This window comes from Pseudomonas sp. B1-22 (assembly GCF_050474425.1).
Taxonomy (GTDB): Bacteria; Pseudomonadota; Gammaproteobacteria; order Pseudomonadales; family Pseudomonadaceae; genus Pseudomonas.
The window spans coordinates 115,742-141,883 of sequence record NZ_JBCHVH010000002.1; the positions used below are offsets into that span (position 1 = coordinate 115,742).

General features: G+C 65.4%; 26 protein-coding genes and 1 tRNA gene. 18 read left to right on the forward strand and 9 right to left on the reverse strand.

Features of this window, described 5'->3' with window-relative positions; all coding sequences use genetic code 11:
• The first annotated feature begins 72 nt into the window (after positions 1 to 72).
• From ACQ5BL_RS07365 to ACQ5BL_RS07390, 6 genes are all read left to right on the forward strand, one after another.
• Positions 73 to 270, forward strand: a complete 198-nt coding sequence (locus tag ACQ5BL_RS07365; RefSeq protein ID WP_430293043.1) for a hypothetical protein — start codon at positions 73 to 75, stop codon at positions 268 to 270.
• Between the two features lie 3 nt (positions 271 to 273).
• Positions 274 to 1,056 (forward strand): hypothetical protein, encoded by a 783-nt coding sequence (locus ACQ5BL_RS07370; RefSeq protein WP_430293044.1) that lies wholly within the window; start codon positions 274 to 276, stop codon positions 1,054 to 1,056.
• Positions 1,056 to 1,346: a DUF4031 domain-containing protein gene (locus ACQ5BL_RS07375; protein WP_430293046.1), complete on the forward strand. Its 291-nt coding sequence runs from the start codon at positions 1,056 to 1,058 to the stop codon at positions 1,344 to 1,346. The genes ACQ5BL_RS07370 and ACQ5BL_RS07375 overlap by 1 nt, the downstream gene beginning before the upstream one ends.
• On the forward strand, positions 1,346 to 1,807 hold the full coding sequence (locus ACQ5BL_RS07380) for a hypothetical protein (RefSeq protein WP_430293048.1): 462 nt from the start codon (positions 1,346 to 1,348) through the stop codon (positions 1,805 to 1,807). The genes ACQ5BL_RS07375 and ACQ5BL_RS07380 overlap by 1 nt, the downstream gene beginning before the upstream one ends.
• A gap of 77 nt (positions 1,808 to 1,884) precedes the next feature.
• The gene (locus ACQ5BL_RS07385) at positions 1,885 to 2,118 is read left to right on the forward strand and encodes a hypothetical protein (RefSeq protein WP_430293049.1); all 234 of its coding nucleotides are present in this window, start codon (positions 1,885 to 1,887) and stop codon (positions 2,116 to 2,118) included.
• Positions 2,118 to 3,257: a tyrosine-type recombinase/integrase gene (locus tag ACQ5BL_RS07390; protein ID WP_430293051.1), complete on the forward strand. Its 1,140-nt coding sequence runs from the start codon at positions 2,118 to 2,120 to the stop codon at positions 3,255 to 3,257. The genes ACQ5BL_RS07385 and ACQ5BL_RS07390 overlap by 1 nt, the downstream gene beginning before the upstream one ends.
• A gap of 101 nt (positions 3,258 to 3,358) precedes the next feature.
• Here the strand turns inward: ACQ5BL_RS07390 and ACQ5BL_RS07395 are convergent.
• A tRNA-Val gene (locus tag ACQ5BL_RS07395) sits at positions 3,359 to 3,435 on the reverse strand.
• A 185-nt stretch (positions 3,436 to 3,620) separates the two neighbouring features.
• On the opposite strand from ACQ5BL_RS07395, the gene ACQ5BL_RS07400 reads away from it, so the two are divergent.
• A complete protein-coding gene (locus tag ACQ5BL_RS07400; protein ID WP_243808468.1) occupies positions 3,621 to 4,904 on the forward strand; it encodes an NAD(P)/FAD-dependent oxidoreductase in 1,284 nt (427 codons plus the stop codon).
• Between the two features lie 59 nt (positions 4,905 to 4,963).
• On the opposite strand, the gene ACQ5BL_RS07405 is transcribed toward ACQ5BL_RS07400, so the two are convergent.
• From ACQ5BL_RS07405 to moaA, 5 genes are all read right to left on the reverse strand, one after another.
• The gene (locus tag ACQ5BL_RS07405) at positions 4,964 to 5,908 is read right to left on the reverse strand and encodes a PA2778 family cysteine peptidase (protein ID WP_243808585.1); all 945 of its coding nucleotides are present in this window, start codon (positions 5,906 to 5,908) and stop codon (positions 4,964 to 4,966) included.
• Between the two features lie 11 nt (positions 5,909 to 5,919).
• Positions 5,920 to 6,279: a PA2779 family protein gene (locus ACQ5BL_RS07410; RefSeq protein WP_370601658.1), complete on the reverse strand. Its 360-nt coding sequence runs from the start codon at positions 6,277 to 6,279 to the stop codon at positions 5,920 to 5,922.
• 169 nt (positions 6,280 to 6,448) lie between these two features.
• Positions 6,449 to 6,931: a hypothetical protein gene (locus ACQ5BL_RS07415; protein ID WP_243808467.1), complete on the reverse strand. Its 483-nt coding sequence runs from the start codon at positions 6,929 to 6,931 to the stop codon at positions 6,449 to 6,451.
• A gap of 193 nt (positions 6,932 to 7,124) precedes the next feature.
• Positions 7,125 to 7,952: a substrate-binding periplasmic protein gene (locus ACQ5BL_RS07420; protein ID WP_243808466.1), complete on the reverse strand. Its 828-nt coding sequence runs from the start codon at positions 7,950 to 7,952 to the stop codon at positions 7,125 to 7,127.
• Positions 7,953 to 8,016: 64 nt separating this feature from the next.
• Positions 8,017 to 9,012 (reverse strand): GTP 3',8-cyclase MoaA, encoded by a 996-nt coding sequence (gene moaA / locus ACQ5BL_RS07425; RefSeq protein ID WP_243808465.1) that lies wholly within the window; start codon positions 9,010 to 9,012, stop codon positions 8,017 to 8,019.
• A gap of 199 nt (positions 9,013 to 9,211) precedes the next feature.
• On the opposite strand from moaA, the gene ACQ5BL_RS07430 reads away from it, so the two are divergent.
• Complete coding sequence (locus tag ACQ5BL_RS07430) at positions 9,212 to 9,865, forward strand: TetR/AcrR family transcriptional regulator (RefSeq protein WP_207887009.1); 654 nt, start codon at positions 9,212 to 9,214, stop codon at positions 9,863 to 9,865.
• Between the two features lie 109 nt (positions 9,866 to 9,974).
• On the opposite strand, the gene ACQ5BL_RS07435 is transcribed toward ACQ5BL_RS07430, so the two are convergent.
• Entirely contained in the window at positions 9,975 to 10,406 is a 432-nt protein-coding gene (locus tag ACQ5BL_RS07435) for a GlcG/HbpS family heme-binding protein (protein WP_243808464.1), read from the reverse strand.
• A 340-nt stretch (positions 10,407 to 10,746) separates the two neighbouring features.
• Here ACQ5BL_RS07435 and gcl point away from each other — a divergent pair, with 340 nt between their 5' ends.
• The 9 genes from gcl (at position 10,747) to ACQ5BL_RS07480 (ending at position 22,178) form a co-directional block, all read left to right on the forward strand.
• Positions 10,747 to 12,522: a glyoxylate carboligase gene (gene gcl / locus ACQ5BL_RS07440; RefSeq protein ID WP_243808463.1), complete on the forward strand. Its 1,776-nt coding sequence runs from the start codon at positions 10,747 to 10,749 to the stop codon at positions 12,520 to 12,522.
• 95 nt (positions 12,523 to 12,617) lie between these two features.
• A complete protein-coding gene (hyi, locus tag ACQ5BL_RS07445; protein ID WP_243808462.1) occupies positions 12,618 to 13,400 on the forward strand; it encodes a hydroxypyruvate isomerase in 783 nt (260 codons plus the stop codon).
• A 67-nt stretch (positions 13,401 to 13,467) separates the two neighbouring features.
• Positions 13,468 to 14,358 carry a 2-hydroxy-3-oxopropionate reductase gene (locus ACQ5BL_RS07450; protein ID WP_243808461.1) on the forward strand — a complete coding sequence of 297 codons (891 nt, stop codon included), beginning with the start codon at positions 13,468 to 13,470 and terminating at the stop codon, positions 14,356 to 14,358.
• A 323-nt stretch (positions 14,359 to 14,681) separates the two neighbouring features.
• Positions 14,682 to 15,953 carry a glycerate kinase type-2 family protein gene (locus tag ACQ5BL_RS07455; RefSeq protein ID WP_243808460.1) on the forward strand — a complete coding sequence of 424 codons (1,272 nt, stop codon included), beginning with the start codon at positions 14,682 to 14,684 and terminating at the stop codon, positions 15,951 to 15,953.
• On the forward strand, positions 15,950 to 17,380 hold the full coding sequence (gene pyk, locus ACQ5BL_RS07460; protein ID WP_243808459.1) for a pyruvate kinase: 1,431 nt from the start codon (positions 15,950 to 15,952) through the stop codon (positions 17,378 to 17,380). The genes ACQ5BL_RS07455 and pyk overlap by 4 nt, the downstream gene beginning before the upstream one ends.
• A 393-nt stretch (positions 17,381 to 17,773) precedes the next feature.
• Positions 17,774 to 18,664 (forward strand): urea transporter, encoded by an 891-nt coding sequence (locus tag ACQ5BL_RS07465; protein ID WP_243808458.1) that lies wholly within the window; start codon positions 17,774 to 17,776, stop codon positions 18,662 to 18,664.
• 46 nt (positions 18,665 to 18,710) lie between these two features.
• Complete coding sequence (dapF, locus tag ACQ5BL_RS07470) at positions 18,711 to 19,547, forward strand: diaminopimelate epimerase (protein ID WP_243808457.1); 837 nt, start codon at positions 18,711 to 18,713, stop codon at positions 19,545 to 19,547.
• Positions 19,548 to 19,754: 207 nt separating this feature from the next.
• The gene (sstT, locus tag ACQ5BL_RS07475) at positions 19,755 to 20,999 is read left to right on the forward strand and encodes a serine/threonine transporter SstT (protein WP_243808456.1); all 1,245 of its coding nucleotides are present in this window, start codon (positions 19,755 to 19,757) and stop codon (positions 20,997 to 20,999) included.
• Between the two features lie 180 nt (positions 21,000 to 21,179).
• A complete protein-coding gene (locus ACQ5BL_RS07480; RefSeq protein WP_243808455.1) occupies positions 21,180 to 22,178 on the forward strand; it encodes a sulfate ABC transporter substrate-binding protein in 999 nt (332 codons plus the stop codon).
• 329 nt (positions 22,179 to 22,507) lie between these two features.
• Here the strand turns inward: ACQ5BL_RS07480 and ACQ5BL_RS07485 are convergent, their stop codons facing one another.
• A complete protein-coding gene (locus tag ACQ5BL_RS07485; protein WP_243808454.1) occupies positions 22,508 to 23,611 on the reverse strand; it encodes a P1 family peptidase in 1,104 nt (367 codons plus the stop codon).
• Between the two features lie 15 nt (positions 23,612 to 23,626).
• Positions 23,627 to 24,991 (reverse strand): APC family permease, encoded by a 1,365-nt coding sequence (locus ACQ5BL_RS07490; RefSeq protein WP_243808453.1) that lies wholly within the window; start codon positions 24,989 to 24,991, stop codon positions 23,627 to 23,629.
• Positions 24,992 to 25,187: 196 nt separating this feature from the next.
• Here ACQ5BL_RS07490 and ACQ5BL_RS07495 point away from each other — a divergent pair, with 196 nt between their 5' ends.
• A complete protein-coding gene (locus ACQ5BL_RS07495; RefSeq protein WP_243808452.1) occupies positions 25,188 to 25,991 on the forward strand; it encodes a helix-turn-helix transcriptional regulator in 804 nt (267 codons plus the stop codon).
• The last annotated feature ends 151 nt before the right edge of the window (positions 25,992 to 26,142 follow it).

Below are 26,142 nucleotides of genomic sequence, written 5' to 3' on the forward strand. Positions count from 1 at the left end.
CCGCGGCACCGGCCGCACCTCCGACAAATGCGACTGCCTGCGCTGCAGGCCTGCCCTTCAGGAGCCAGCACCATGCAAGACATCCAACTGACCGTCGAGCACCGCCAGGGCCGCGACGGGAAGCCATACCTGTTGATCGACGGCCTGCCCCGACTCGGCGCCGAACTCGATCCCGAGCAGGCCCACGCGCTGGGTCGCCAGCTGATCCAGGCTGCAATCGATAACCGCCAGGGCGCCACCGGCACCATCCAATACCCCGTAGAGGGCTGAACCATGACCGAACAACAAGCCTGCACCCTCTGCGGTGCGGGAGGGCACACTGCTGCCCAGTGCAATTGGAACAAAGCAGATGGCGAGCATGTCCCTGATGCGGTGTTCGAAGCCGAGTTCATGACCTGGTGGGAAGAGCACGGCCAGTACTGCCGTTCTGGCGGTGGCGACTACGAGCGCACCTTCGCCTTCCAGGCATGGCGCCACCTCTACCCGCAGTTGATGGCAGCCCGCGCCGCCCTGGCGCAACCCTCCCCGGCGCCAGCACTGCAGGCCAGTGTTGACGTGGCCGGTAACCGTTTTGAAATTCCGGTGCAGGGATGGGGTGAGCCCTTGCCGCCCGAGCCGCCGGTGGAGTGCCCGCACCGCTGTGGCTCCGTATATGCCAAGGACAGCTATGGCGCGGGCTTCATCGAAGGCTCTGGCATGTGCCCGGACTGCGATGCGGCGATGCCGCCGAAGGATATCGTGCAGGCTGGGCAGGTGCCACAGGCCTGGCTCGACGTGCAGGCCGAGCGCCTCCGGCAGATCGAGGCCGAAGGCTGGACGCTGGAGCACGACGACCAGCACAAGCCGAGCGAGCTGGCTCAGGCTGCTGTCGCTTACCTCCTGCATGCGTTCCCGCGCGAAGCGTTCGATCGCACCTACGCCGCCAGGCTCTGGCCGTGGATCAGCGGTTTCAAGCCGACGGACGAGCGGCGGGATCTGGAACGAGGCCTTGCCTTGGGCGTGGCCGCGCTGGAGCGCTTTGACCGTGCCGCCGCGCCGGCACAGGGAGGTGAGTGATGCCCGTCTACGTAGACGACATGCGGGCGCCGTATGGGCGCCTGATCATGTGCCACATGGTGGCGGACACCGAGGAAGAGCTGCTGGCCATGGCCGACAAGATCGGCGTGGCCAGGCGCTGGCATCAGTACCCCGGCGCCGACAAGAGCCATTTCGACATCTGCCTGAGCAAGCGCTCTCTTGCGGTTGCTGCTGGCGCAATCGAAATCGAAGGGCGCCAGACGGCGGAGATCGTCCGCGCGAAGCGCCAGCGGCGCCTTGAAGCGCTGTCAGCGCAGGGAGGTGAGTAATGGCCTTTGCTGACACGCTGCGTCGGCTTCGCGAGAACTTGAGCAACCCAGCTCCGGAATTCAAGCGCGATACAGTATTCATCCCCCGCCGCGACTTGCTGGAACTGCTGGACGATTGGCAGCGGCTGGATGGGCAGGTGCGCAGCCAACACGCCGAAGCCCAGGAAAATCCAGGTGCCAGCGGCTACGACCGGCTTTGGCTCTGGTTTGGGCTCACTCACTCGGCCTACGCCGTGCTGCCGCGAGTGATGATGCATGCCATGCCGGACGACTGGCAGGGCCGGATGGCGGCCCTGCTGGATGAGTGGAACGAGGCTTGGCCGAATCAGCCGGACATCAGCGCCCACATCCAGATCAAGCGCGCGAACCGCTTCATCAAGACTCCGCCATGGCTGCTCAACTACCGGCACCCCGACGTGGCGCAGCTGGAAAGTATGCGCGCCACGAAATCGAACGAATAGAAAACGTGGCGCGCCGCGAAGGCATGACTACACACCAACACTGAACACGCCGGCGCCAGCCGGCGCGAGGATTGACCATGGCCAAGGTGATTTCACAGCTAACCGTGAACATGCCGCGCCTGATGGAGGCCGGCGAATATAGAAAGATGCGGTACGCCGGCGGGAAGCCGAGCCTGCAGCAGTTAAAAAGATGGATTGAGGAAGGGGAAGTGGTGGGCGAGATTAAAGGAGGGATGTACTTCGTGGACCTGCAGGCAGCCCTCACCGGTTCGGATGACCCGCTGCTGGCCAAGATGATGGAGCTCTGCTGATGGCACCGCCGCGTAAGCGCGACAGCAAGAACCGCGGGCTGCCGGAAAACCTGTACCCGAACGGGAAATACTGGCAGTACCGCAACCCGATCACAGGCAAGAAGACCAGCATCAACAAGCCGCTGGCCGACGCGATCAGGCTGGCCAAGGCCGCGAACGCGAAGCTGGCACCGCTGATGGCCGACGATGGGAGGCTGCTTTCTCTATTGACGGGCGAGCAGGCGCCGACCGTCACCAGCGTGCTCGATCGATTTGAGGAGGAGTGGCTGACGACCAGGGCGTATTCACCCCGGACTCTCGAGGAGATCCGCTTCAAGCTGGCGAAGTACCGGACCGATCTTGGCGCGCGCATGTTCGGACAGCTCGACGTGCTGGAGGTCGCCGGCTACCTCGACCAGTTCAGCAACAACGCCTACACGAAGCACCGGGGCCTGTGGGTGCAGATATTCGCGTTCGCGGTGGCCAAGGGCCTGGCCGAGCGCAACTGCGCCGAGCTGACCCTGGTAAAGCAGGAAGAGGAGAAGAAGCGCCAGCGGCATACAAAGGAAGGGGTCGAGGCCATCCTGGCGTTCGAGGGGACGCCGGACTGGCTGCGCCGGGCAATTCGCCTGGCGCTGGTCAGCCTGCAGCGGCGGGAGGACATCGTGCAGTGGGAGAAGGCGGCGGTCGACCTGGAGAAGAACACGATCAGGGTGTCGCCGGGGAAGACGCAGAACTACGACACCCCCGTTCACCTGGAGATCGTGATGGGCGAGGCACTGCGAAGCGTGGTGAGAGAGTGTCTGGCTTCGCCCGTGGTGTGCCCCTTCCTTATTCACTACCAGCCCCGCGCGCGGAAGCGCGAGCAACTGGATGCAAAGCGGCATTGGAACGCGGTGACCGAGGGCTACCTGACGAAGGCCTTCAGCAAGGCCAGGGACGACTCGAAGGCCTATGACTCGATTCCGAAGGCGGAACGGCCGACCTTCCATGAGCTCCGCGCGCTCGGCTCCTGGCTATATGAACAGCAGGACTATCCGCAGGAGTACATCCAGGCGCTGATGGGCCACGCCGACGTGAAGATGACTGAGCACTACCAGGCCGGGCACGGGAAGACCGAGGTGCTATACCAGAGGGTGGGAGCCGACCTGAAGCTGTAGGCCGGTGGGCGTTTTCCCAAAGTATTCCCAAAATTTGCCCAAAACAAAAAGGGCGACCCTTTCGGATCGCCCTTTAAGTACCGTCGTAGACGGCTTCGATTTGGTAGGCACAATTGGACTCGAACCAACGACCCCCACCATGTCAAGGTGGTGCTCTAACCAACTGAGCTATGTGCCTGTCGTGTGGGGCGCATTCTACGCGATCGTTTTGGAGCGTCAAGCACTTTTTTCGCTAACTTACTGAAAAAGTGAATTTTTTTATGTTCGACCGTCCGTAAATTATTTTGCACGGGCACTAGCCGGCCCGATTCGACTCAGGTAGCATCCGCACATCTCGTAAAAAATAACAAACACAGGTGCATTATGCCGCACACTCCCTATCCCTCTTCCTATTACGCAGCCTCGGCCAACCCGGTCCCGGCCCGTCCTGAACTGCAGGGCGAGGTGGAAACCGATGTCTGCGTAATCGGTGCAGGCTACACCGGCCTGTCCACCGCGCTGTTCCTGCTGGAAAACGGCTTCAAGGTCACCGTACTGGAGGCCGCCAAGGTCGGCTTCGGCGCATCGGGCCGTAACGGCGGCCAGATCGTCAACAGCTACAGCCGCGACATCGACGTCATCGAACGCAGCGTCGGCGCCAAGCAGGCTCAACTGCTGGGCCAGATGGCCTTCGAAGGCGGCCGCATCATTCGCGAACGCATCGCCAAGTACAACATCCAGTGCGACCTGAAGGACGGCGGCGTGTTCGCGGCCCTCAGCGCCAAGCAGATGGGCCACCTGGAGTCCCAGAAGAAGCTGTGGGAGCGCTTCGGCCACACCCAGCTGGAACTGATGGACGCCAAGCGCATCCGTGAAGTCGTGGGCACCGACAGCTACGTTGGCGGCATGCTCGACATGAGCGGCGGCCACATCCACCCGCTGAACCTCGCCCTGGGCGAAGCCGCGGCCGTGGAATCCTTGGGCGGCGTGATTCACGAGCAGTCCCCTGCCGTGAAGATCGACCGTGGCGCCAACCCGGTCGTGCACACCCCGAAAGGCCGCGTGAAGGCCAAGTTCGTGGTGGTTGCCGGCAACGCCTACCTCGGCGGCCTGGTACCGGAACTGGCTTCCAAGTCCATGCCCTGCGGCACCCAGGTGATCACCACCGAGCCGCTGAGCGCCGACCTGGCCAAGTCCCTGCTGCCCCAGGACTACTGCGTCGAGGACTGCAACTACCTGCTCGACTACTACCGCCTCACCAGCGACAACCGCCTGATCTTCGGCGGTGGCGTGGTCTACGGTGCGCGCGATCCGTCGAACATCGAGGCGATCATCCGTCCGAAGATGCTGAAAGTGTTCCCGCAGCTGAAGAACGTGAAGATCGACTTCGCCTGGACCGGCAACTTCCTGCTGACCCTGTCGCGTCTGCCGCAGGTTGGCCGTATCGGCGACAACATCTACTACTCCCAGGGCTGCTCCGGCCACGGCGTCACCTACACCCACCTGGCGGGCAAGGTGCTGGCCGAGGTCCTGCGTGGCCAGGCCGAGCGTTTCGACGCCTTCGCCACCCTGCCGCACTATCCCTTCCCGGGCGGCCGCATGTTCCAGGTTCCGTTCTCCGCGATCGGTGCCTGGTACTACACCATGCGCGACAAGCTGGGCGTCTGACGCTCCGCTTAAAGAAAAACGGCGCCTTACGGCGCCGTTTTCTTTTTCGGGAGAACGAATCAGCTCCCCGGACACGCCGGAAGCGACTCGCAGCGCGCCGAGGGATTTGCCGTCCCAGCAGGCGCCACCGAAAAACGCGAATCCGCCGGCGCCAGACGGGCCGCACAGCTACCCGCCTCCCGCGCCTGCTGCGGACAGCCGCGCTCGCCCATCACGTTGCCCAGGTTGTACCAGCCCGCGGCGAAATCGGGGCGTGCGCCCACGCTCTGCCGCAAGGCCGACTCCGCCTCGGCCAGGTGACCACCCGCGTACTGCGCATTGGCCAGGGCGAACCAGCCCAGCGCATCCTGCGGCCAGGCTTGCGTGGCCTTGCGATACGCCTGCTCTGCCAGGGCCGGCTGGCCGGTCTCCTCCAGATCATGCGCAGCGCGCAGCCAGGCAGTGGGCTGCGCCGTGGCCGGCAGGCGATCCGCCGGCAAGGTCAGCACCGCCCAACGCTTGCTGCGAGCCCAGGTGACATCGAAGGCGGTGAAGTCGATCACCATCCGTTCGGTGATCCCCGAACGCAGGATCAGTTCGTGGCGCTGCCGGTCGAAACCGACCACCACTGCGAAATGCCACACCGGCAACCAGTCCAGGCCCTGGTTCTGCAGGATCAGCACCGGATTGCCCGCCGCCACTTCGCTCAGCACATCTTCAAGACGCGGCCGCAGCGGATACACCAGCATGCCCTTCTCCCGCGCCGCCGCGACCAGCTCCACCTGCAAGCTGCCCTGGCGCTCCGGGAGGAACACACGATCCTTCAGCTGCCGCGGCGTAACCCGCACACCGCGCTGGTTGAGCATGGTCGCCAGTGCGGCGGGGCCGCACTGGAACTCCTGCTGCGGGAAGAACTGCACGTCGCGCAATTCCACCAGCTCGGGGAGCGTCTCGACGGAGGACGGCAATTTCGGTGCCTGCGCGCAGCCACCCAGCGCCACGGCCACCGCCAACGCGGCAGCCATGGCCCAGCGACTCAACGCTGGCACCTGACGAAGGTGAAGATGTGGGTAATGCAGAGCATGTCAGTGATAACGAAGATCAGCAGGAACAGCAGGATGATGCCGATGATGCCGCCGGCGGGGGCCTGGTCCAGCTGCTGGTTGAATTGCGCCAACTCCTCATTGGAGAGGCTTTTGATGCGTTGCTCGACCTTGCTGCGCTCAACGCCCATGGACTGCAGTTTTTTCTGCACGCCCTGGTCATCGAGCATCTTCAGCAATTGTTCACGGTCGACCTGTTGTTGCTGAGCCTGCAGCACCTCACCGGTGGCGACCATGCTCGCCTGCGCCAGTGGCACCTCCGCCACCACGCCCAACTGCGCCAGCACCAGCATGGCTGCCAGGCTCTTCACCCGCTTTGTTATGGTCATTCTGGGTTTCCTCATCTCTGACTACTTGCACGTAAGGCACGAGGTGCTGCTGCCCGGCGCAAAAGCCGGCAAGCCGCAACGCTCTCGCCATGTCGGCGCCAACCGCTGGGCCGCTAACTATTAAGATGCTAGGTCAGGAAAAGAGTTCGAAGCGTAATGTGCGCCAGTCGGCGTTTAGATGCCCCAGGTAGACGCAAGCGTGATCGCGGGGAAAGAGAATATGCTCCGCCCCGAAGCCTCCGCCTTCCACACGCAGCAGCCGCCCCCAGGGATGATGACTGATACGCCCGCGCACATCGGCAACGCCGCCGCGCCACCAGTGGATCGCGCCCTCGGCATCCTCGATGCCTTCGGGTTGCTCGACGCGCACCGGCTCGTCGCGCCAGCCGATCACGCGCTGCGGATCGAAGCCGGCCTGCCGCTCCAGCGGCAGCGGTGTGACCCACCAGGCGCCGTCGCGCTCTTCAAGTTCCACAGCCAGGCCGCACCACAGTGGCTGCTCCAGCGCCCAGAGCAGGTCGCCGTCGATTGCCAGGGAAGGTTCGGGCTGCGCCTGGATACGGAAACCGGGACAGATCAGCATGCCCTCGCGCAGCGGAATGCGAATCTCGCTCATGCCTCCTCCCGCTGCAGGAAGGGACCGATCCTGTGTTGAGGCAGGCGCCCCCCCTCCGGTCCGTTGGCAAAGACGGTTTCAGCGGCGAGGCTGCGCAGGCGATTGCGGCTGCAGATGAACAAAGCGCGGCGCACTTCATCCTCCCTACGGCTGGCGCGCGAACGGCAGCGGCGATTCTAGGGAAGATGACGGCTCAGGGCGAGGCCGGCGCCTTCTGTTTTGCTTTCTGCCGTTCGAGGAAGTCCACCTTCCACTGCTCGACACCCAGATGCTCGGAGTCCAGATTCGCCTCGACGCCATATTTGGCCTTGAGTGCGGCGACTTCCTTGGCGTGCTCGACGAGGAAGCGATCGAAGCGATCGATCAGCTCGCCGTGCTTCACCGTGGAGAGCTGGAAGGTGCTGCGCGTGTGCGGCAGCGACGGATCGAAGACCAACGCACCGGGGCGCGCACGGATGTTGTCCAGGTAGTAGGTGGCGACCACCACGTTGAAGTAGGCGCCATCTGCCTGCTTCTTCAGCGCGGTGTGGATCATCTGGCGCAGGTCGGCGCTGGGCGCGATGCTGACCTGCCCGGACTGCACCTGCTGCTCGTAACCGCGCGGAGTCCATCCTTCCACCAGCGCGAGGCGCTTCAGCGCGCCAACGCCCTGCCCGACTCGATCCGGCGCCACCAGCACACCGTCGACGTACTGGGCCACCGGCTGGCTGTACCGCAGCGATTTGCCGGCCTTCTGCTCCGGCGCCCAATTGGGATTGTCCGGGTACTTGAGATCGACCTCGCCCTTGAGCAGCGCCGGCAGCAGCGCGTCCACGGGCATCGGGCGGTATTCCAGGGTGATGCCACTGGAGGTGGCGAAGAGGTCAAGCAGGTCGCGGGAGAATCCCTGGTAGCGCCCCTGCTCGTCCGTCACGTAGTGCGGTGCGAACGGCAGGTTCTCGACGCCGACCACATAGGTCTGCGCCACGGCCCCGGTGGAAAAGATGCTGGCGAGCGCCCAGCAGAAAGCCTTGAGCTTCAAAGTACCCTCCTGGTGACATTGTTGTTGTTCTGTCGGGCGGGCCGGGCAGCCCGCCGTGGCGGACTCAGCCGCCAGTCATGCTCATGAACCGCAGCACCTGCACCTGCTGGTCGGCTTCGAAGTGGTGGCGCTCGGGCTTCAGGCGCAGCGCCTCCATCAGCGCAGCGCGCAGGCGCGCCACATCGCCGGGGTGCTCGCGCAACAGGCGGCGCAGGTCCAGCGCGCCTTCATGGCCCAGGCACAGCACCAGCTTGCCTTCGGCGGTCACCCGCACGCGGTTGCAGTCGCCACAGAAGTTGTTGCTGTGAGGGGAGATGAAGCCGATGCGGCTGTCGTAGCCATCGATGCGGTAATAGCGCGAAGGCCCGCCACTGCGCTCGGGCGTCGGCAGCAGCTGCCAGCGCTCGGCCAGGTGCGCGCGCACCTCGTCGCTGCTGCACAGGGTGAGCTTGCGTTCGTGGCTGCTGACGCTGCCCAGGGGCATCTCCTCGATGAAGCTGATGTCGATGCCCTTGCTCAGGGCGAACTCGACCAGGTCGCAGACTTCATCGTCATTGCGCCCCTTCTGTACCACGGTGTTCAGCTTGATCCGCTCGAAACCCGCCTCGCGCGCGGCATCGATGCCGTCGAGCACCTGCTCCAGCTTGTCCGCGCGGGTGAAGGCGGCGAAGCGTTCGCGGCGCAGGGAGTCGAGGCTGACATTCAGGCGGCGCACGCCCGCGGCACGCAACTCGGCGGCACGCTCGCGCAGTTGCGAGCCGTTGGTGGTGATGGCCAGGTCGTCCAGTTCCGGACGCGCGCCCAGCTTCGCCAGCAGGCCGGCCAGCCCCTTGCGCACCAGCGGTTCGCCGCCGGTGATGCGGATACGGCGCACGCCCAGGCCGATGAAGGCGTCCGCCACTGCCTCCAGCTCTTCCAGACTCAGGACCTGGTCGCGCGGCAGGAACTGCATGTCTTCACTCATGCAATAGGTGCAACGGAAGTCGCAACGATCGGTGACCGACAGGCGCAGGTAGGTGATGCGTCGACCGAAGGGGTCGACCAGTTGGGAGTCAGGCATGGGCAGTCAGGGTTCCGGTTGGCAGGCTGGCCAGACGAAAGTCCGCTAGGAATACATGAGTTGCTGGCCGATGTATACACGAATTCGACCCACAAGTCAGGAAATCGCCTGCAAGCCGTTGCCTTGAGGGGGCTGTGAGGCGAGTGCTACCATGCCCGGCTACGTTGGGCAACAACAGCAGCACAAGAAGACCAGCATCATGACCAGCATTCGCGAGCGTAACCGGCGCCTCATCCTGCGCGCAGCCAGTGAGGAATTTGCCGAAAAGGGATTCGCGGCGACCAAGACCAGCGACATCGCCGCTCGCGCCGGCCTGCCCAAGCCCAACGTCTACTACTACTTCCAGACCAAGGAAAATCTCTACCGCTGCGTTCTGGAAAGTGTCGTCGAGCCCCTGCTGCAAGCCTCCGCGCCGTTCCGCGAGGACGACGAGCCCGGCGAGGCGCTCAAGGCCTATATCCGCTCCAAGGTGCGAATTTCCCAGGAACTGCCGCACGCCTCCAAGGTGTTCGCCAGCGAACTGATGCACGGCGCACCGCACCTGCCCAAGGAGTACCTGGACGAACTGAACGCCCAGGCCCAGCGCAACATCGCCTGCCTGCAGAGCTGGATCGACCGTGGCCTGCTGGCCCCGGTGGACCCGCATCACCTGCTGTTCACCATCTGGGCGGCAACCCAGACCTACGCCGATTTCGACTGGCAGATCTCCATGGTCACCGGCAAGACCAGCCTCAGCGAGGCCGACTTCGAGGCCGCCACCGACACCATCACCCGCCTGGTGCTGCGCGGCACCGCGCCGGACAATGGCGCCGAGCCCAAGCCCCAGGGACGTCTGCGGCCGTTGTCGATCTGAGCTGAAAGCTCAATTGCAGGAGCGCGCCATGCGCGCGATCGCGGGCATGGCCCGCTCCTACAGGTAAAACCAGGCGCGCAATGACTTGCGCGCCCTTCCCTCTTTTCGATCAGCCCGCGTCGGCCACCAGGCCCAGCGCCTGCACGCCACGGATCGCGCACTGCTCGTCGATGTCCGAGGCGTCGCCGCTGATACCGATGGCGCCGATCACTTCATTGGCCGAGTTGCGGATCAGCACGCCGCCCGGTGCGGGCACCACATTGCCCTGCGCCAGAGTGTTCACCGCCGCGATGAAGGACGGGCGCTGCTGTGCGTCCGCCGCCAGCAAGCGCGACGACTTGCCCAGCGCCACCGCGCCCCACGCCTTGCCGATGGCGATCTGCGGGCGAAGCATGCTCGCGCCGTCTTCGCGCTGCAGGGTCACCAGGTGCCCGCCAGCATCCAGTACGGCGATGGTCAGCGGCGCGGTGGACAGCTCGCGACTGACGGCCAAGGCCTGGCGGGTGATGTCCAGCGCGGTTTCCAGACTGATGGTGCTCATGAGGTTTTCCTCTTCAAGGTTGGGTAAGTCAGGGGCACGGACAGCACTGGCGATTCGCCTGCACACATCCGCATCAGAAATCTGTACGCAATCTAGTAGCCGAACGCCCCAGCCAAAGCAACACAAAAGGACAATGAGCACCTATTTTTGTATACATTTTTTCAAACGACAGTTTGACCAATGGATCAGCTTTAAGCCCAAACCACTGATCTGTATTGGATTTTACAAAAAATGACCGCCCAGTACCGCGTATACAACCTGCCTTGACCTTATCACCGAAGCCTGCATAGAATCGCCTCAACTTTTGTACACAATCAGTATAAGAACCGAGGAACAAAATATGGCCAGAATGAGAGCAATCGAGGCTGCCGTACTGGTAATGCGTCGCGAAGGTGTCGATACCGCCTTCGGCGTGCCGGGCGCTGCCATCAACCCCATGTATGCGGCCATGAAGAAACTCGGCGGCATCGATCACGTCCTGGCTCGCCACGTAGAAGGCGCGTCGCACATGGCCGAGGGTTACACCCGCACCACCGCCGGCAACATCGGCGTGTGCATCGGCACCTCCGGCCCTGCCGGCACCGACATGGTCACCGGCCTGTACTCGGCCTCCGCCGACTCCATCCCGATCCTCTGCATCACCGGCCAGGCTCCCCGTGCGCGCATGCACAAGGAAGACTTCCAGGCCGTGGACATCACCAGCATCGTCAAGCCGGTGACCAAGTGGGCTACCACCGTTCTGGAGCCGGGCCAGGTGCCCTACGCCTTCCAGAAGGCCTTCTTTGAAATGCGCAGCGGCCGTCCGGGCCCCGTGCTGATCGACCTGCCGTTCGACGTGCAGATGGCCGAAATCGAATTCGACATCGACGCCTACGAGCCGCTGCCGGTACAGAAGCCGAAAGCCTCCCGCGCCCAGGCCGAGAAAGCCCTGGCCCTGCTCAACGACGCCGAGCGTCCGCTGATCTGCGCCGGCGGCGGCATCATCAACGCCGACGCCTCCGACAAGCTGGTCGAGTTCGCCGAGCTGACCGGCGTACCGGTGGTCCCGACCCTGATGGGCTGGGGCACCATCCCCGACGACCACCCGCTGATGGCCGGCATGTGCGGTCTGCAGACCTCGCACCGCTACGGCAACGCCACCGTCCTGGAATCGGACATGGTGTTCGGTATCGGCAACCGCTGGGCCAACCGCCACACCGGTTCGGTCGACGTCTATACCGCGGGCCGCAAGTTCGTCCACGTGGACATCGAACCGACCCAGATCGGCCGCGTCTTCACCCCGGACCTGGGCATCGTTTCCGACGCCGGTTCCGCCCTGGAAGTGTTCCTGGAAGTAGCCCGCGAGTGGAAAGCCGCCGGCAAGCTCAAGGACCGCAGCGCCTGGGTGGAATCCTGCCGCGAGCGCAAGCGCACCATGCAGCGCAAGACCCACTTCGACAACGTGCCGGTCAAGCCGCAGCGCGTCTACGAAGAGATGAACGAGTTCTTCGGCAAGGACACCTGCTACGTCAGCACCATCGGTCTGTCGCAGATCGCCGGCGCCCAGTTCCTGCACGTGTACAAGCCGCGCCACTGGATCAACTGCGGCCAGGCCGGCCCGCTGGGCTGGACCATTCCCGCTGCCCTGGGCGTGGTCAAGGCCGACCCGAGCCGTCAGGTCGTCGCGCTGTCGGGCGACTACGACTTCCAGTTCATGATCGAAGAACTGGCGGCCGGTGCGCAGTTCAACCTGCCGTACATCCACGTGCTGGTGAACAACTCCTACCTGGGTCTGATCCGTCAGGCGCAGCGCGGCTTCGAGATCGACTACTGCGTGCAGCTGGCGTTCGACAACGTCAACGCACCGGAACTCAACGGCTACGGCGTTGACCACGTTGCCGTGGTCGAAGGCCTGGGCTGCAAGGCCATCCGCGTCTTCGACCCGGAGCAGATCGGCGCCGCCTTCGTCCAGGCTCGCGAGCTGATGCAGAAGCACCGCGTACCGGTCGTGGTCGAGGTCATCCTGGAGCGTGTCACCAACATCTCCATGGGTACCGAGATCAATGCGGTGAACGAGTTCGAGGAACTGGCGCTCAAGGGTGCCGACGCCCCGACCGCCATCTCTCTGTTGGATTGATCCATCTGCGGGAGAGGCGCCGCAAGGCCTCTCCCCTGACCCTCTCCTCACCGAGAGGGGGCTGTTCGAGCAACACGCCATCAAGGAGTCACACAATGCCCCGTTTCTGCGCCAACCTGTCCATGCTGTTCACCGAAGTGGACTTCCTCGACCGTTTCGATGCCGCCGCCAAGGCCGGCTTCAGCGGTGTCGAGTACCTCTTCCCCTATGACGTCGAGGCCGAGGTGATCAAGGCCCGCCTGGACGCCAACAAGCTGGAACAAGTGCTGTTCAACCTGCCCGCCGGCGACTGGGCCAAGGGCGAGCGCGGCATCGCCTGCCATCCGGATCGCGTCGAGGAATTCCGCGCCGGCGTGGACAAGGCCATCGCCTACGCCAAGGTACTGGGCAACAAGCAGGTCAACTGCCTGGCCGGCATCCGTCCGCAGGGCTACGACTGCGCCACCATCGAGAACACCTTCCTGAACAACCTGGAGTACGCGGCGGACAAGCTCGAAGCCGCGGGCATCAAGCTGGTCATGGAAATGATCAACACGATCGACATTCCCGGCTTCTACCTGAAGAACACCCAGCAGGCCCTGGAACTTCGCGAGAAGGTCGGCAGCGCCAACCTGTTCCTGCAGTACGACATCTACCACATGCAGATCATGGAAGGTGACCTGGCCCGGACCATGGAGAAGAACCTCCCGGCCATCAACCACATCCAGCTGGCCGACAACCCCGGCCGCAACGAACCGGGTACCGGCGAGATCAACTACCGCTTCCTGTTCGAGCACCTGGACCGCATCGGCTACCGCGGCTGGATCGGTTGCGAATACAAGCCCAAGACCACCACCGAAGCCGGTCTGGGCTGGCTGAAGAGCCACAACGTCATCTGATGCTTTTTGCCGGGTTCCCGCCAGCGCGGGGCCCGATAAACCAACAAGAAAACCAGGAGAACACCTCATGGCCAAAATCGGATTCATCGGCACCGGTATCATGGGCCTGCCCATGGCGCAGAACCTGCAGAAAGCCGGCCACCAGCTCTTCGTCTCCACCCACCACGACGCAGCCCCGGCTGCCCTGGTAGAAGCCGGCGCCATCGCCCTGGCCACTCCCAAGGAAGTTGCCCAGGAAGCCGAGTTCATCATCGTCATGGTGCCGGACACCCCGCAGGTCGAGGACGTACTGTTCCGCAAGGACGGCATCGCCGAAGGCGTGGGCCCGAACAAGGTCGTGATCGACATGAGCTCGATCTCCCCCACCGCCACCAAGACCTTCGCCGAGAAGATCAAGGCCACCGGCGCGCAGTACCTGGACGCCCCGGTTTCCGGCGGTGAAGTCGGTGCCAAGGCCGCGACTCTGAGCATCATGGTCGGCGGCTGCCCGAACACCTTCGAACGCGCCCTGCCGCTGTTCCAGGCCATGGGCAAGAACATCACCCGCGTCGGCGGCAATGGCGACGGCCAGACCGCCAAGGTCGCCAACCAGATCATCGTCGCCCTGAACATCCAGGCCGTCGCCGAAGCCCTGCTGTTCGCCGCCAAGAACGGCGCCGACCCGGCCAAGGTACGTGAAGCGCTGATGGGCGGCTTCGCCTCCTCGCGCATCCTCGAAGTGCACGGCGATCGCATGGTCAAGGGCACCTTCGATCCGGGCTTCCGCATCAGCCTGCACCAGAAGGACCTGAACCTGGCCCTGGCCGGCGCTCGCGAACTGGGCCTGAACCTGCCCAACACCGCCAACGCCCAGCAAGTGTTCAGCACCTGCGCGGCCATCGGCGGCAGCAACTGGGACCACTCCGGCCTGATCAAGGGCCTGGAGCACATGGCCAACTTCTCGATCCGCAAGGACTGAGAAGCCCCTTCGTAGGATGGCGTGGAGCGCAGCGATACCCATCGATCCCTGCACCGCCTGGTGATGGGTATCGCAAGCTCCACCCATCCTACGAAGAGCAAGGCGTAGGGCGCATAACGCCAACGGCGTTATCCGCCAGACAGAGCAAAGTGACGTGCGAAGTTATGGGAGTGACCTCGCCCGTCACGCTGCAAAGCGACTCGAACACCCGGCCGTAGGGAATCACGGCCTCGCCGGCCGGGGCGTTCGATTCCATCGCTGAGTCTTCTTGAGACAGAAGCCTGAGCCATGGAACACCACAACAAGAATCACCGGAGCCTGTCATGAGCCTGGACCCACGCACCTTCCTGCGCGAGTTGTTCGACACCGCCATTGCCGCCGCGCACCCGGCCCAGGTACTGGCGCAGCACCTGCCCACCGACAAGGGCGGCCGCACCATCGTCATCGGCGCCGGCAAGGCCGCCGGTGCCATGGCTGAAGTCGCCGAGAAGCACTGGAACGGCCAGGTCCAGGGCCTGGTCGTGGCGCCCTACGGCTACGGCGCCGACTGCCGCAGCATCGAAGTGGTGGAAGCCTCGCACCCGGTGCCGGACGACGCCGGCGAGCGCGTCGCGCGCCGCGTGCTGGAGCTGATCAGCGGGCTGACCGAGAACGACCGGGTGATCTTCCTGCTCTCCGGTGGCGGCTCCGCCCTGCTCGCCCTGCCGGCCGAAGGCATCAGCCTCGACGACAAGCGCAGCGTGAACAAGGCACTGCTCAAATCCGGCGCCGCCATCAGCGAAATGAACTGCGTGCGCAAGCACCTCTCCGCCATCAAGGGCGGCCGCCTGGCCCGCGCCTGCTGGCCGGCCAGCGTGTACACCTACGCGATTTCCGACGTGCCCGGCGACGAGGCCACGGTCATTGCCTCCGGCCCCACCGTGGGCGACCCGACCACCTCCGCCGACGCCCTGGCCATCCTCAAGCGCTACGGCATCGAAGTCCCGACGAACGTTCGCGCCTGGCTGGAAGACCCGCGCTCGGAAACCGTCAAACCCGGTGACGAGTGCCTGTCGCGTAGCCACTTCAAACTGATCGCCACCCCCCAGCACGCCCTCGACGCGGTCGCTGCCAAGGCGGAAGCCGCCGGCATCCCGACGCTGATCCTGGGTGACCTGGAAGGCGAATCCCGCGAGGTGGCCAAGGTCCACGCCGGTATCGCCCGGCAGGTCCGCAAGCACGGCCAGCCGCTCAAGGCACCCTGCCTGATCCTCTCCGGTGGCGAGACCACCGTCACCGTACGCGGCACCGGCCGTGGCGGACGCAACGCCGAGTTTCTCCTCAGCCTCACCGCCGACCTCAAGGGTGAACCGAACATCTGGGCCCTGGCGGGGGACACCGACGGCATCGACGGTATGGAAAACAACGCCGGTGCCCTGATGACGCCGTGCAGCTACAACCGCGCCCTCAAGGCCGGCCTAAACCCGCTGCACGAGCTCGATAACAACAACGGCTACGGCTTCTTCGCCGAACTGGGCGACCTGGTGATCACCAAGCCGACCCGTACCAACGTCAACGATTTCCGCGCCATCCTGGTCCTTGAGAGCGAAAAATGACCCCCGACAAGAAAGTAAAAATTCTCGCCACCCTGGGCCCGGCAATCAAAAGCCGTGACGACATCCGTGCGCTGGTCGAGGCAGGCGCCAACCTGTTCCGCCTGAACTTCAGCCACGGCGAATACAGCGACCACGCCCAGCGCTTTGCCTGGGTCCGTGAAGTGGAAGCCGAGCTGGACTACCCCATCGGCATCCTCATGGACCTGCAAGGCCCGAAACTGCGCGTCGGCCGCTTCGCCAACGGCGCGGTGCAGCTTGAGAAGGGCCAGAGCTTCACCCTGGACCTCAGCGACGTGCCGGGCGACGAAAAACGCGTCAACCTGCCCCACCCGGAAATCATCCAGGCGCTGGAGCCGGGCATGAGCCTGCTGCTGGACGACGGCAAGATCCGCCTGCAGGTGGTCAACGCCCACGCCGACGCCATCGAGACCCGCGTGATGAACAGCGGCGAGCTGTCCGACCGCAAGGGCGTCAACGTGCCCGAAGCCGTGCTCAAGCTCAGCCCGCTGACCGCCAAGGACCGCCGTGACCTGGACTTCGGTCTGGAACTGGGCGTGGACTGGGTCGCGCTGTCCTTCGTGCAGCGTCCGGAAGACATCGAGGAAGCCCGCGCGCTGATCGGCGACAAGGCCTTCCTCATGGCCAAGATCGAGAAGCCTTCGGCGGTGCAGTCCATCGAAGCCATCGCCCGCCTGGCCGACGCCATCATGGTCGCCCGTGGCGACCTGGGCGTGGAAATGCCGGCCGAGAGCGTGCCGGGCATCCAGAAGCGCATCATCCAGGTCTGCCGTCAGCTCGGCCGCCCGGTGGTGGTGGCGACCCAGATGCTCGAATCCATGCGTTTCTCCCCGGCGCCGACCCGCGCCGAGGTGACCGACGTGGCCAACGCCGTGAGCGAAGGCGCCGACTGCGTGATGCTCAGTGCCGAGAGCGCTTCGGGCCAGTACCCGCGTGAAGCGGTGGAAATGATGGCGAAGATCATCCGCCAGGTGGAGGCCGAGCCGGACTACCAGGGCCAGCTCGAACTCAACCGCCCGGAACCGGACGCCACCGTCTCCGATGCCATCAGCTGCGCGATCCGCCGGATCAGCCGCATCCTGCCGGTGGCGGTGCTGGTGAACTACACCGAGTCCGGCGCTTCGACCCTGCGGGCTTCCCGCGAGCGTCCCAAGGCACCGATCCTGAGCCTGACGCCGCAACTGAAATCCGCCCGCCGCCTGACCGTGGCCTGGGGCGTCCATTCGGTGGTCAATGCGCAGCTCGCCCATGTCGACGAGATCTGCTCCACCGCCCTGGACATCGCCCTGGCCCAGCGCATGGCGCGCCGTGGCGACACCGTGGTGATCACCGCTGGCGTGCCCTTCGGCCAGCCGGGCAGCACCAACATGCTGCGCATCGAGACGGTGGCGCCGGCGCTGGAAGGCTAAGACCAAGTCCCTCTCCCCGCCCTTGCCCTGAAGGGAGCGGGCCGGGGAGAAGGCAATCGAGTTCAGGAGCCACGCCCGCGCGCGTGCCTCCGCACCGAGTCACTCCCGGACGGACGGGGCCGGGAATACGGGGCCGCGTCCCCGTCCGTCCGGGTTTGACCTTGACCGAATGCTTGTCGGTCCATGGCCCCTCACGAGCAACTCCCATGCTGGCCATGGAATTTCGAGGTTGTTGGCGGTGATCCCGCCGACAGCCTCTTTTCTTTTTCCAACCCCGTGGCGCGGCTCCGTATGGCGGCGTCACAGGTTCTCACGCAGCGCCCGCCGATGGGGCCTCGACGCCCCACACCCAACGAGGCGCTGCGGAGCCACTTTCAACTGCCCAGACCGCAAATGCCCCTGACAAAGTTCCTCTCCAACCGGCTGATCGGCTTCGGCCAGATCTACCTGCAGGCCGATGCCCGCTTCGGCCTGATCCTGCTGCTGACCATCGTCTGGTCCGCGCCGCAACTGCTGCCCGGCGCCCTCCTAGGCGCCCTGCTCGGCCCACTCACCGCACGCTTCGTGCGCGAGCCGCAGGCGGACATCGACGCCGGCCTGCACGACTACAACCCGATCCTCATCGGCCTGCTGCTGCCCTTCCAGTTCCAGTGGTCGCTGGGGCTGGTCATGCTGACCGTTGCGGCCATCCTCACCAGCGTCGCGGTGCAGGCCGTGCTGCTGCGCCAGTCGCGCCGGCGCTTCGGCCTGCCGGCCTACACCGCGGCTTTCGTGCTGCTGGGCTGGGTCTGCGTGGCGCTTGGCAAGGCGCTCGGCTTCGCACCAGCGAGCGATCTGGTCTGCCTCTCCTGTGGCGTCGCCAATCCGTCGCTGGACTCGACGGCACTTGGCTTCGGCGAAGTGATCTTCCTCGGCGAGCCGCTGGCCGGCCTGACCATCGCCCTCGGCCTGCTGCTGGCCGACCGCCGCGCCGCCTTCTGGGCCCTGGCCGGAGCCGCCGGCGCGCTGGCCATCGCCCCGTTGTTCAGTCTGCCGGCCGCCTCGGCACAGGCCGGCCTGCTCGGCCTGAACGGCGCGCTGGCCGGCATCGCCCTGTCGCTGCGCTACCGCACTGCGCTGGCGCCGCTCTGTGGCATCCTGCTCGCCGTGCTGCTGCAACCCTGCTTCGCGCTGGTCGGCCTGCCGGCCTTCACCGCGCCCTTCATCTTCGCCTGCTGGCTAGTGATCCTGGGCCAGCGCCTGCTGTCGGTGCTGCTGCGCAACCTGCACGCGGAAAAGGCCTGACCGCGTCTATAGTCAGTCGGTACCTTCATCAGCGACGGATCGCAGCATGCACTTCGTGAAATACCAGGCCCTGGGTAACGACTATCTGGTCCATGCCGGCCCCGAGCCGTTCGCGCTGACGCCGGCGCAGATCGGCTGCGTCTGTGACCGTCACTACGGCATCGGCTCCGACGGCATCCTCCTGGCGCAGCACACGGACAGCGCCTTCGGCCTGCGCATCCTCAACCCGGACGGTTCCGAGGCGGAGAAGAGCGGCAACGGCCTGCGCATCTTCTCCCGCTACCTGTGGGACAGCGGGCTGGTCGCCGGGCAGCCGTTCGACATCGTCACCGCCGGCGGCACCGTCACCAGCCAGGTGTTCGACGAAGGCCACAGCGTCGAGGTCGCCATGGGCCGCGCCGAGTTCGCCTGCGCGGCCATCCCGGTGCTCATCGACGCGCCGGAGGCCCTGGGCTACCCGCTGGAAATCGATGGCGAATCGTTGAAGATCAATGCCGTCTCCATGGGCAACCCGCATTGCGTGGTGTTCGTCGAGCGGACCAGCCGCGAACTGGCCTGCCGGCTCGGCCCGCTGCTGGAGCGCCACCCGCTGTTCCCGCGGCGCACCAACGTGCAGTTCGTGGAGTGGCTGGGCTGCAATGCCCTGCGCGTGGAAATCTGGGAGCGCGGCGCCGGCTACACCCTCTCCTCCGGCACCAGCAGTTGCGCGGCCGCCGCCGTGGCACGCCGGCTGGGGATGTGCGAAGAGCGCATCGACCTGCACCTGGCCGGTGGCCTGCTGAACATCCATGTCGGGCACGACTTCCAGGTGACCATGCGCGGCGCCGTGCAGCGGGTCGCCGCCATCGATCTCGATCCGGAAGCCTTCGCCGATCTCGGCTGAGCCCTGCCGCTAATTCCGTCGCGACCGGCATGGATCAATGCCGGCCCACGCGCGCCCGTCCAGACTGCCACCGGATGCCCGCCGAAGCGGAACCTGACCGTTCAATCGACAGGTAACCGCGCATTTCCCGGCATCAGACGGCATAATCCGCGCCCTCGCGCATCCGGTCCGCCGGTGCGTTCCCTCATTAACGCAGCGAACGATGTCATGACGCTTCCAACTCCCACCCTCCTGCAGCGACTCAAGGGCACCAGCCTGGTCCTGCGGATCTTCATCGGCATGCTCTGCGGCATCGCCCTTGCCCTGCTCTGGCCGCAAGGCGCGCTGGCCGTCGGCCTGCTCGGCAAACTCTTCATCTCGGCCCTGAAGGCCGTCGCCCCGGTACTCGTGCTGGTACTGGTGATGTCCTCCATCGCCAACCACAAGCAGGGCCAGCGCACGCACATCCGGCCGATCCTGCTGCTGTACCTGATCGGTACCTTCTCGGCAGCCGTGGTCGCGGTGATGGCCAGCTTCGCCTTCCCGTCCACCCTGGTCCTGCACGCGCCCACCAGCGAGCTGACGCCGCCCGGCGGCATCGGCGAAGTCCTGCGCTCGCTGCTGTTCAGTGTCACCACCAACCCGGTGAAAGCCCTGCTGGAGGCGGATTTCATCGCCATCCTGGCCTGGGCCATCGGCCTTGGCATCGCCCTGCGCCACGCGCGGCAGACCACCCGCGACCTGCTCGATGACGTCGCCAACGGTGTGACCCTGATCGTCCGCGTGGTGATCGCCTTCGCCCCGCTGGGCATCTTCGGCCTGGTGGCCAATACGCTCGCCGAATCCGGCTTCGACGCGCTGCTGGGCTACCTGCACCTGCTGGCCGTATTGCTGGGCTGCATGCTGTTCGTGGCGCTGGTGGTGAACCCGCTGATCGTCTTCAGCAAGATTCGCCGCAACCCCTACCCGCTGGTCTTCACCTGCCTGCGCGAGAGCGGCATCACCGCCTTCTTCACCCGCAGCTCGGCGGCCAACATCCCGGTCAACCTGCAGCTGTGCGAGCGCCTGGGCCTGCACGAGGACACCTACTCGGTGTCCATCCCGCTGGGCGCCACCATCAACATGGCCGGCGCCGCCATCACCATCAGCGTGCTGACCCTGGCGGCGGTGCATACCCTGGGTATCGCCGTGGACCTGCCCACTGCCATCCTGCTCAGCGTGGTCGCCTCGATCTGCGCCTGCGGCGCTTCCGGCGTGGCCGGCGGCTCGCTGCTGCTGATCCCGCTGGCCTGCGGCCTGTTCGGCATCTCCAGCGAAGTGGCGATGCAGGTGGTGGCGGTCGGCTTCATCATCGGCATCCTCCAGGATTCGGCCGAGACCGCGCTGAACTCCTCCACCGACGTGCTGTTCACCGCCGCGGCCTGCCTGGCCGAAGACGACGGTGACAGCGCCGAGGCCGGCGAACGCGCCTGACCTCGGCCGGGACGGCGGCCTGGCTCCGCCGTCCCTTTCCCTTCCTTTCCTCCTGCCGCAGCTCGATCCCGCAGCTACCCGCGTGCACGGATGAATAAGTAAATAGCCTTTAAGTATTTAAAGGCTATATAACCCGAAGGCATAATCCACGGGATTCAACACTGCCAAAAGGATCGGATTGTGAAACGACTGTTCAGCGCCTCGCTGCTCGCCGCCGGCCTCGCCCTGGCCTCCGCAGCCCAGGCCGCCCAGCCCCTGCTCAACGTCTCCTACGACGTGATGCGTGACTTCTACAAGGACTACAACGCTGCCTTCCAGAAGCACTGGCAGGCCGAGAAAGGCCAGAACATCGTCATTCAGATGTCCCACGGCGGCTCCAGCAAACAGGCCCGCGCGGTAATCGACGGCCTGCCGGCCGACGTCATCACCATGAACCAGGCCACCGACATCAATGCCCTGGCCGACAACGGCGGCCTGGTGCCCAAGGACTGGGCCGCGCGCCTGCCCAACAACAGCGCACCTTTCACTTCTGCCACCGTGTTCATCGTGCGCAAGGGCAACCCCAAGGGCCTGAAGGACTGGCCGGACCTGCTCAAGGATGGCGTACAGGTGGTGGTGCCGAACCCCAAGACCTCCGGCAACGGCCGCTACACCTACCTCTCCGCCTGGGGTTACGCGCAGAAGCACGGCGCGGATGAAACCAAGGCCAAGGAATTCGTCGGCCAGCTGTTCAAGCACGTACCGGTGCTGGACACCGGTGGCCGCGCAGCGACCACCACCTTCATGCAGAACCAGATCGGCGACGTACTGGTCACCTTCGAGAACGAAGCCGAGATGATCGCCCGCGAGTTCGGCCGTGGCGGCTTCGAAGTGGTCTACCCGAGCGTCTCTGCCGAAGCCGAGCCGCCGGTGGCCGTGGTGGACAAGGTCGTCGACAAGAAAGGCACCCGCGCCGAGGCCGAGGCCTACCTGAAGTACCTGTGGTCCGACGAAGGCCAGACCATCGCGGCGAACAACTACCTGCGTCCGCGCAACCCGGAAATCCTCGCCAAGTTCTCCGACCGCTTCCCGAAAGTGGACTTCTTCTCGGTGGAGAAGACCTTCGGCGACTGGCGCACCGTACAGAAGACCCACTTCGCCGACGGTGGCGTGTTCGATCAGATCTATACCCCGAACTGATTCCAAGGTACGGCGTAGGAGCGGACTCCGTCCGCGATGGTTTCCGGCGCGATGCCGACCTATCGCGGACAGAGTCCGCTCCTACACAAACGATGAAGCCGGAGCTGCTGGGCAGCTCCGGCTTTTTTCATGGCACGGCATTCCTTTGTAGGAGCGCGCCATGCGCGCGATCGCGGGCATGGCCCGCTCCTGCAGGGGTACGCCGTCGCCAGCCGCTTTTCGTAGGAGCGAGCTTGCTCGCGAACCCGCCCAGTTTCGGAGCCGCCGGGAAATCCGTTCGCGAGCAAGCTCGCTCCTACAGGGGACATCCCCCCATCGAGCGCCCCCGGTTAGCGCTCCCCCTTCCAGCCCACCTCGCGCAATGCCGCCAGCAGGCGTTCTCCGGTCAACGCCGGCACCAGCACGCCGTCATCGGTGCGCATGTCCTTGCCAGCCAGCAGCACATTGACGATGGCCTCTTCCACCGCCTCCGCCGCCGCCGCGAACAGCGGCGAGATGTGATCGTTGTTGACCATTTCCAACGGCGTGGAGAACGGCAGGCCCTTGCGTCCGTAGTCCGCGGGCGGCAAGTCGCGGTTGCCGGTGGCGAAGGCGAGGAAGATATCCCCGCTAGAGTCCTCGGTACCGCCCCCCGTGCGGGCGATACCCACCGAAGCACGCTGCGCCAGGCGCTGGCACTGGTGCGGCAGCAGCGGCGCATCGGTGGCGAGGATCACCACGATGGAGCCCATGCCCGGCTCGCCGCGATCCGCGAAAGGCGACGGAATCTCGCCCAGCAGGCGTCCCACCGGATAGCCATCCACCCGCAGCTCGCGACGCTGGCCGTGGTTGGCCTGCACCAGCGCGCCCACCGTCCAGCCGCCCTGCTCCGCCGGCAGCCGGCGCGAGGCGGTGCCGATGCCACCCTTGAACTCATGGCAGATCATCCCCGTACCGCCGCCCACCGGGCCTTCCCGCACCGGGCCGGATTCGGCAGCGGCCAGCGCTTCCCGCACCTGCTCGGCGCCAACGTGCTGGCCCCAGATGTCGTTGAGCAGGCCGTCGAAAGTCTCCATTACCACCGGCATGCACCAGTAGATGGCCGGCTCCGCCAGCTCGGCGTGCTCGGCGGCGATCAGCGCGTCGCGCACCACGCCGACGCTGTGGGTGTTGGTGATGGCAATCGGCGTGGTCAGCAATCCCGCCTCGCGAATCCACTCCAGGCCGGTGGCATCGCCGTTGCCGTTGAGCACGTGGCAGCCGGCGAAACAGGGCTGCTGCCGCGCTGCGCCAGCGCGCGGCTGGACGATGGTGACCCCGGTGCGCACGGCACGGCCGTCGCGCTGCTCGATGAGGGTGCTGTGGCCGACCCGGATGCCGGGAACGTCGGTGATGGCGTTGAACGGGCCGGGCGTGCCCAGGCCAAGGGTGATGCCGAGTTGACGAGCGCGCATGCTGTCTCCTTCGTTTTATAACTTCTGGAAGGCCGGGCTCAACTTGCCGTAGGTGCTGTAGAGAATCACCGACACGGCCAGTATTCCGACAATAATCATGACGTCCCGCGAGGAGGCGTCCAGTAGCAGATTGAGCAACAGGTAGCCGGCACCGATCACCGCCAGCATCGCCGGCAGCGGCCACAGCGGCATGCGGTAGGGGTGTTCGCGGTCGCGGCGCAGCACGCGGCTGAACAGCGCGCAGAGCGCCACCACCAGGTAGACCATGACCAGCAGCAACACGGTGAAGGAAGTCAGCTCCTCCAGGTTCGAGCTGAAGCTGAGCGCCGCCGAGGGGATGCCGAGGAACAGTGTGGCGATCCAGGGCGACTCCCAGCGCGGGTGGATGCGGGTGAAGGCGCGGTTCATCAGCGGCGTCCACAGCTCGTCGCGGCCGCTGCTGAAGATCACCCGACCGACCTGGATGACGATGGCGACGATGGCGTTGAACACCGAGAGGAAGATACCGGCGCTGACCAGCCGCGACAGCGTCTCGTTGCCGTGGGCGGTAAGCAGGTAGCCGACCGGGTCGGGGCTGGCGATCATGTCCTGCAACGAGGGCGCGCCCAGCAGCAGAGCGGTCAGCGGGACGATCTCGATCGCCACCACCAGCGCCAGCGACCAGATCACCGCGCGGTGCACGTTGCGCCCGCCGCACTTCATGTCCTCGGCCAGCAGCACGGCGCCGCCGAAGCCGTTGTAGGAGAACAGTGCAGTGCCCACAGCGCCGATCACCAGCGCCCAGGGCGCGGCGGCCAGTACCCCGCCGTCGATGTGCTGCGGCTGTACCAGCACGCTCATCGGCTGGCTGACGTGGCCGAAGCCGAGCACGACTATCACCAGCAGCGCCGCCACTTCGCAGAGCAGGAAGACGCCGGTGATCCAGGCGTTCACCCGGATATTGAGGATACCCAGCACGTAGCTGGCGGCGACTATCACCAGCGCGACCGTCTGGGTATCGAAGTTCGTGCCCAGGGCGCTGTTGAGATAGGTCGCCGCACCGGTAGCCAGGACCGGCGGAATGAACAGCAGCGAGACCAGCACGGTAAGGAAGGTGGCGTAACCGGCTAGGCCGCCGAACACGCGCTTGGCATAGACATACTCGCCACCGGCGGAGCTGTGGGCGCGGCCGAGTTCGGCGTAGCACCAGGCGAACATCAGGGCCAGGAAGCCGGCGATGACGAAGGCCATGAAGGCGCCACTGCCGGCCTGCTGGATGGCAAAGGGCGCGATGACGAAGACGGAGCTGGCGGGGGTGACCGCCGAAACGGTGATGGCGACCACATCGAGCACGCCCAGGCTGGGCTTGAGCGCGCTTTCTGGCGCAGGGGAAGCGCTCATATCGTTGTTTCCTCGTGTTGTTATTGGTGGCTGAGGCAGGAACGAAGACCTTGTCGCGCCCTCTGTGTGGGGCGCTGGGTGGTGTGCAGTCTGGGCATGGCGCGAGTGGCGGCCAATCACCATTTGGGGTTACGCCCCTTGACGGCGGGCCGGTAAAAGGAGGAAACCGTGGGCCGAATCCACGGGGAGCCAACGGATGCACAACCTGTTCCGCGAGGTCGGCATGCACGCCAACCTCGGCCGCGCCATCGAGCAGATCGGCCAGCCACGTTTCTGGAAGCAACTGATCCTGCTGCTGCACCAGTGGCTGCCGTTCGATAACGCCCTGGCGATGTACTACCCCGCCAATGCAACGCCGGTGGCGCTGGAGGAATACGACGCCGAGCCCAATGCCGGGCCGGCGGCGATGGCCATCTACCTCGACGGCCTGTACCAGCTCGACCCGTTCTACCAGGCCTGCCGCGAGGGCGTGCCCAGCGGGTTGTACCGGCTGGAGGAAATCTCCCCCGACCAGTTCCGCCAGAGCGAGTACTTCCTGAGCTACTTCCACGACAACGTGCTGGAAGACGAGGTGCAGTTCATCCTGCAGCTGCCCGGCCAGGGCGCACTGTCGCTGTCACTGGGCATGCGCCGGCTGTTCGACGCCCAGCAGACCGGCCTGCTGGCGATGCTCTGCCCCTGGGTACTGGCGCTAATGCAGCAGCACTGGCAACAGCGCAGCCAGCGCCTGCTGCCAGGCGCCAGCGATGGCGTGGCGGTGCAGGTGCGCGACGCCCTGAGCCACTTCGGCGCCGGAGTGCTCTCCGAGCGCGAGCTGGAAATCGCCCGGCTGATCCTGCGGGGTTACTCCTCCAAGGCCATGGCCGAGCGCCTGGCGATCTCCCCGGAGACCATCAAGGTCCACCGCCGCCACCTGTACAACAAGCTCGACATCTCCTCGCAGCCGGAGCTGTTCTCGCTGTTCCTGCAGTCGCTGGGGCATGACCCGGAGAACCCCTGAGCATCTCTTCAGGCCGGAGCAGCCGCCATCGGCGCGACTGATGCCGCGCCATTCGCGCCCGGCGGGACACCCCGCTGGCGCTGCACGGACACTACCGCCCACGCCGTGCGCTTCTAGACTGGAGCGGTCCCCCTCCAACAATCACAAGAGG

Coding starts and splice junctions, on each gene's coding strand:
- ACQ5BL_RS07365 (WP_430293043.1), top strand. CDS start 73: ATGCAAGACATCCAACTGACCGTCGAGCACCGCCAGGGCCGCGACGGG.
- ACQ5BL_RS07370 (WP_430293044.1), top strand. CDS start 274: ATGACCGAACAACAAGCCTGCACCCTCTGCGGTGCGGGAGGGCACACT.
- ACQ5BL_RS07375 (WP_430293046.1), top strand. CDS start 1,056: ATGCCCGTCTACGTAGACGACATGCGGGCGCCGTATGGGCGCCTGATC.
- ACQ5BL_RS07380 (WP_430293048.1), top strand. CDS start 1,346: ATGGCCTTTGCTGACACGCTGCGTCGGCTTCGCGAGAACTTGAGCAAC.
- ACQ5BL_RS07385 (WP_430293049.1), top strand. CDS start 1,885: ATGGCCAAGGTGATTTCACAGCTAACCGTGAACATGCCGCGCCTGATG.
- ACQ5BL_RS07390 (WP_430293051.1), top strand. CDS start 2,118: ATGGCACCGCCGCGTAAGCGCGACAGCAAGAACCGCGGGCTGCCGGAA.
- ACQ5BL_RS07400 (WP_243808468.1), top strand. CDS start 3,621: ATGCCGCACACTCCCTATCCCTCTTCCTATTACGCAGCCTCGGCCAAC.
- ACQ5BL_RS07405 (WP_243808585.1), bottom strand. CDS start 5,908: ATGGCTGCCGCGTTGGCGGTGGCCGTGGCGCTGGGTGGCTGCGCGCAG.
- ACQ5BL_RS07410 (WP_370601658.1), bottom strand. CDS start 6,279: ATGCTGGTGCTGGCGCAGTTGGGCGTGGTGGCGGAGGTGCCACTGGCG.
- ACQ5BL_RS07415 (WP_243808467.1), bottom strand. CDS start 6,931: ATGAGCGAGATTCGCATTCCGCTGCGCGAGGGCATGCTGATCTGTCCC.
- moaA (WP_243808465.1), bottom strand. CDS start 9,012: ATGCCTGACTCCCAACTGGTCGACCCCTTCGGTCGACGCATCACCTAC.
- ACQ5BL_RS07430 (WP_207887009.1), top strand. CDS start 9,212: ATGACCAGCATTCGCGAGCGTAACCGGCGCCTCATCCTGCGCGCAGCC.
- ACQ5BL_RS07435 (WP_243808464.1), bottom strand. CDS start 10,406: ATGAGCACCATCAGTCTGGAAACCGCGCTGGACATCACCCGCCAGGCC.
- gcl (WP_243808463.1), top strand. CDS start 10,747: ATGGCCAGAATGAGAGCAATCGAGGCTGCCGTACTGGTAATGCGTCGC.
- hyi (WP_243808462.1), top strand. CDS start 12,618: ATGCCCCGTTTCTGCGCCAACCTGTCCATGCTGTTCACCGAAGTGGAC.
- ACQ5BL_RS07450 (WP_243808461.1), top strand. CDS start 13,468: ATGGCCAAAATCGGATTCATCGGCACCGGTATCATGGGCCTGCCCATG.
- ACQ5BL_RS07455 (WP_243808460.1), top strand. CDS start 14,682: ATGAGCCTGGACCCACGCACCTTCCTGCGCGAGTTGTTCGACACCGCC.
- pyk (WP_243808459.1), top strand. CDS start 15,950: ATGACCCCCGACAAGAAAGTAAAAATTCTCGCCACCCTGGGCCCGGCA.
- ACQ5BL_RS07465 (WP_243808458.1), top strand. CDS start 17,774: ATGCCCCTGACAAAGTTCCTCTCCAACCGGCTGATCGGCTTCGGCCAG.
- dapF (WP_243808457.1), top strand. CDS start 18,711: ATGCACTTCGTGAAATACCAGGCCCTGGGTAACGACTATCTGGTCCAT.
- sstT (WP_243808456.1), top strand. CDS start 19,755: ATGACGCTTCCAACTCCCACCCTCCTGCAGCGACTCAAGGGCACCAGC.
- ACQ5BL_RS07485 (WP_243808454.1), bottom strand. CDS start 23,611: ATGCGCGCTCGTCAACTCGGCATCACCCTTGGCCTGGGCACGCCCGGC.
- ACQ5BL_RS07490 (WP_243808453.1), bottom strand. CDS start 24,991: ATGAGCGCTTCCCCTGCGCCAGAAAGCGCGCTCAAGCCCAGCCTGGGC.
- ACQ5BL_RS07495 (WP_243808452.1), top strand. CDS start 25,188: ATGCACAACCTGTTCCGCGAGGTCGGCATGCACGCCAACCTCGGCCGC.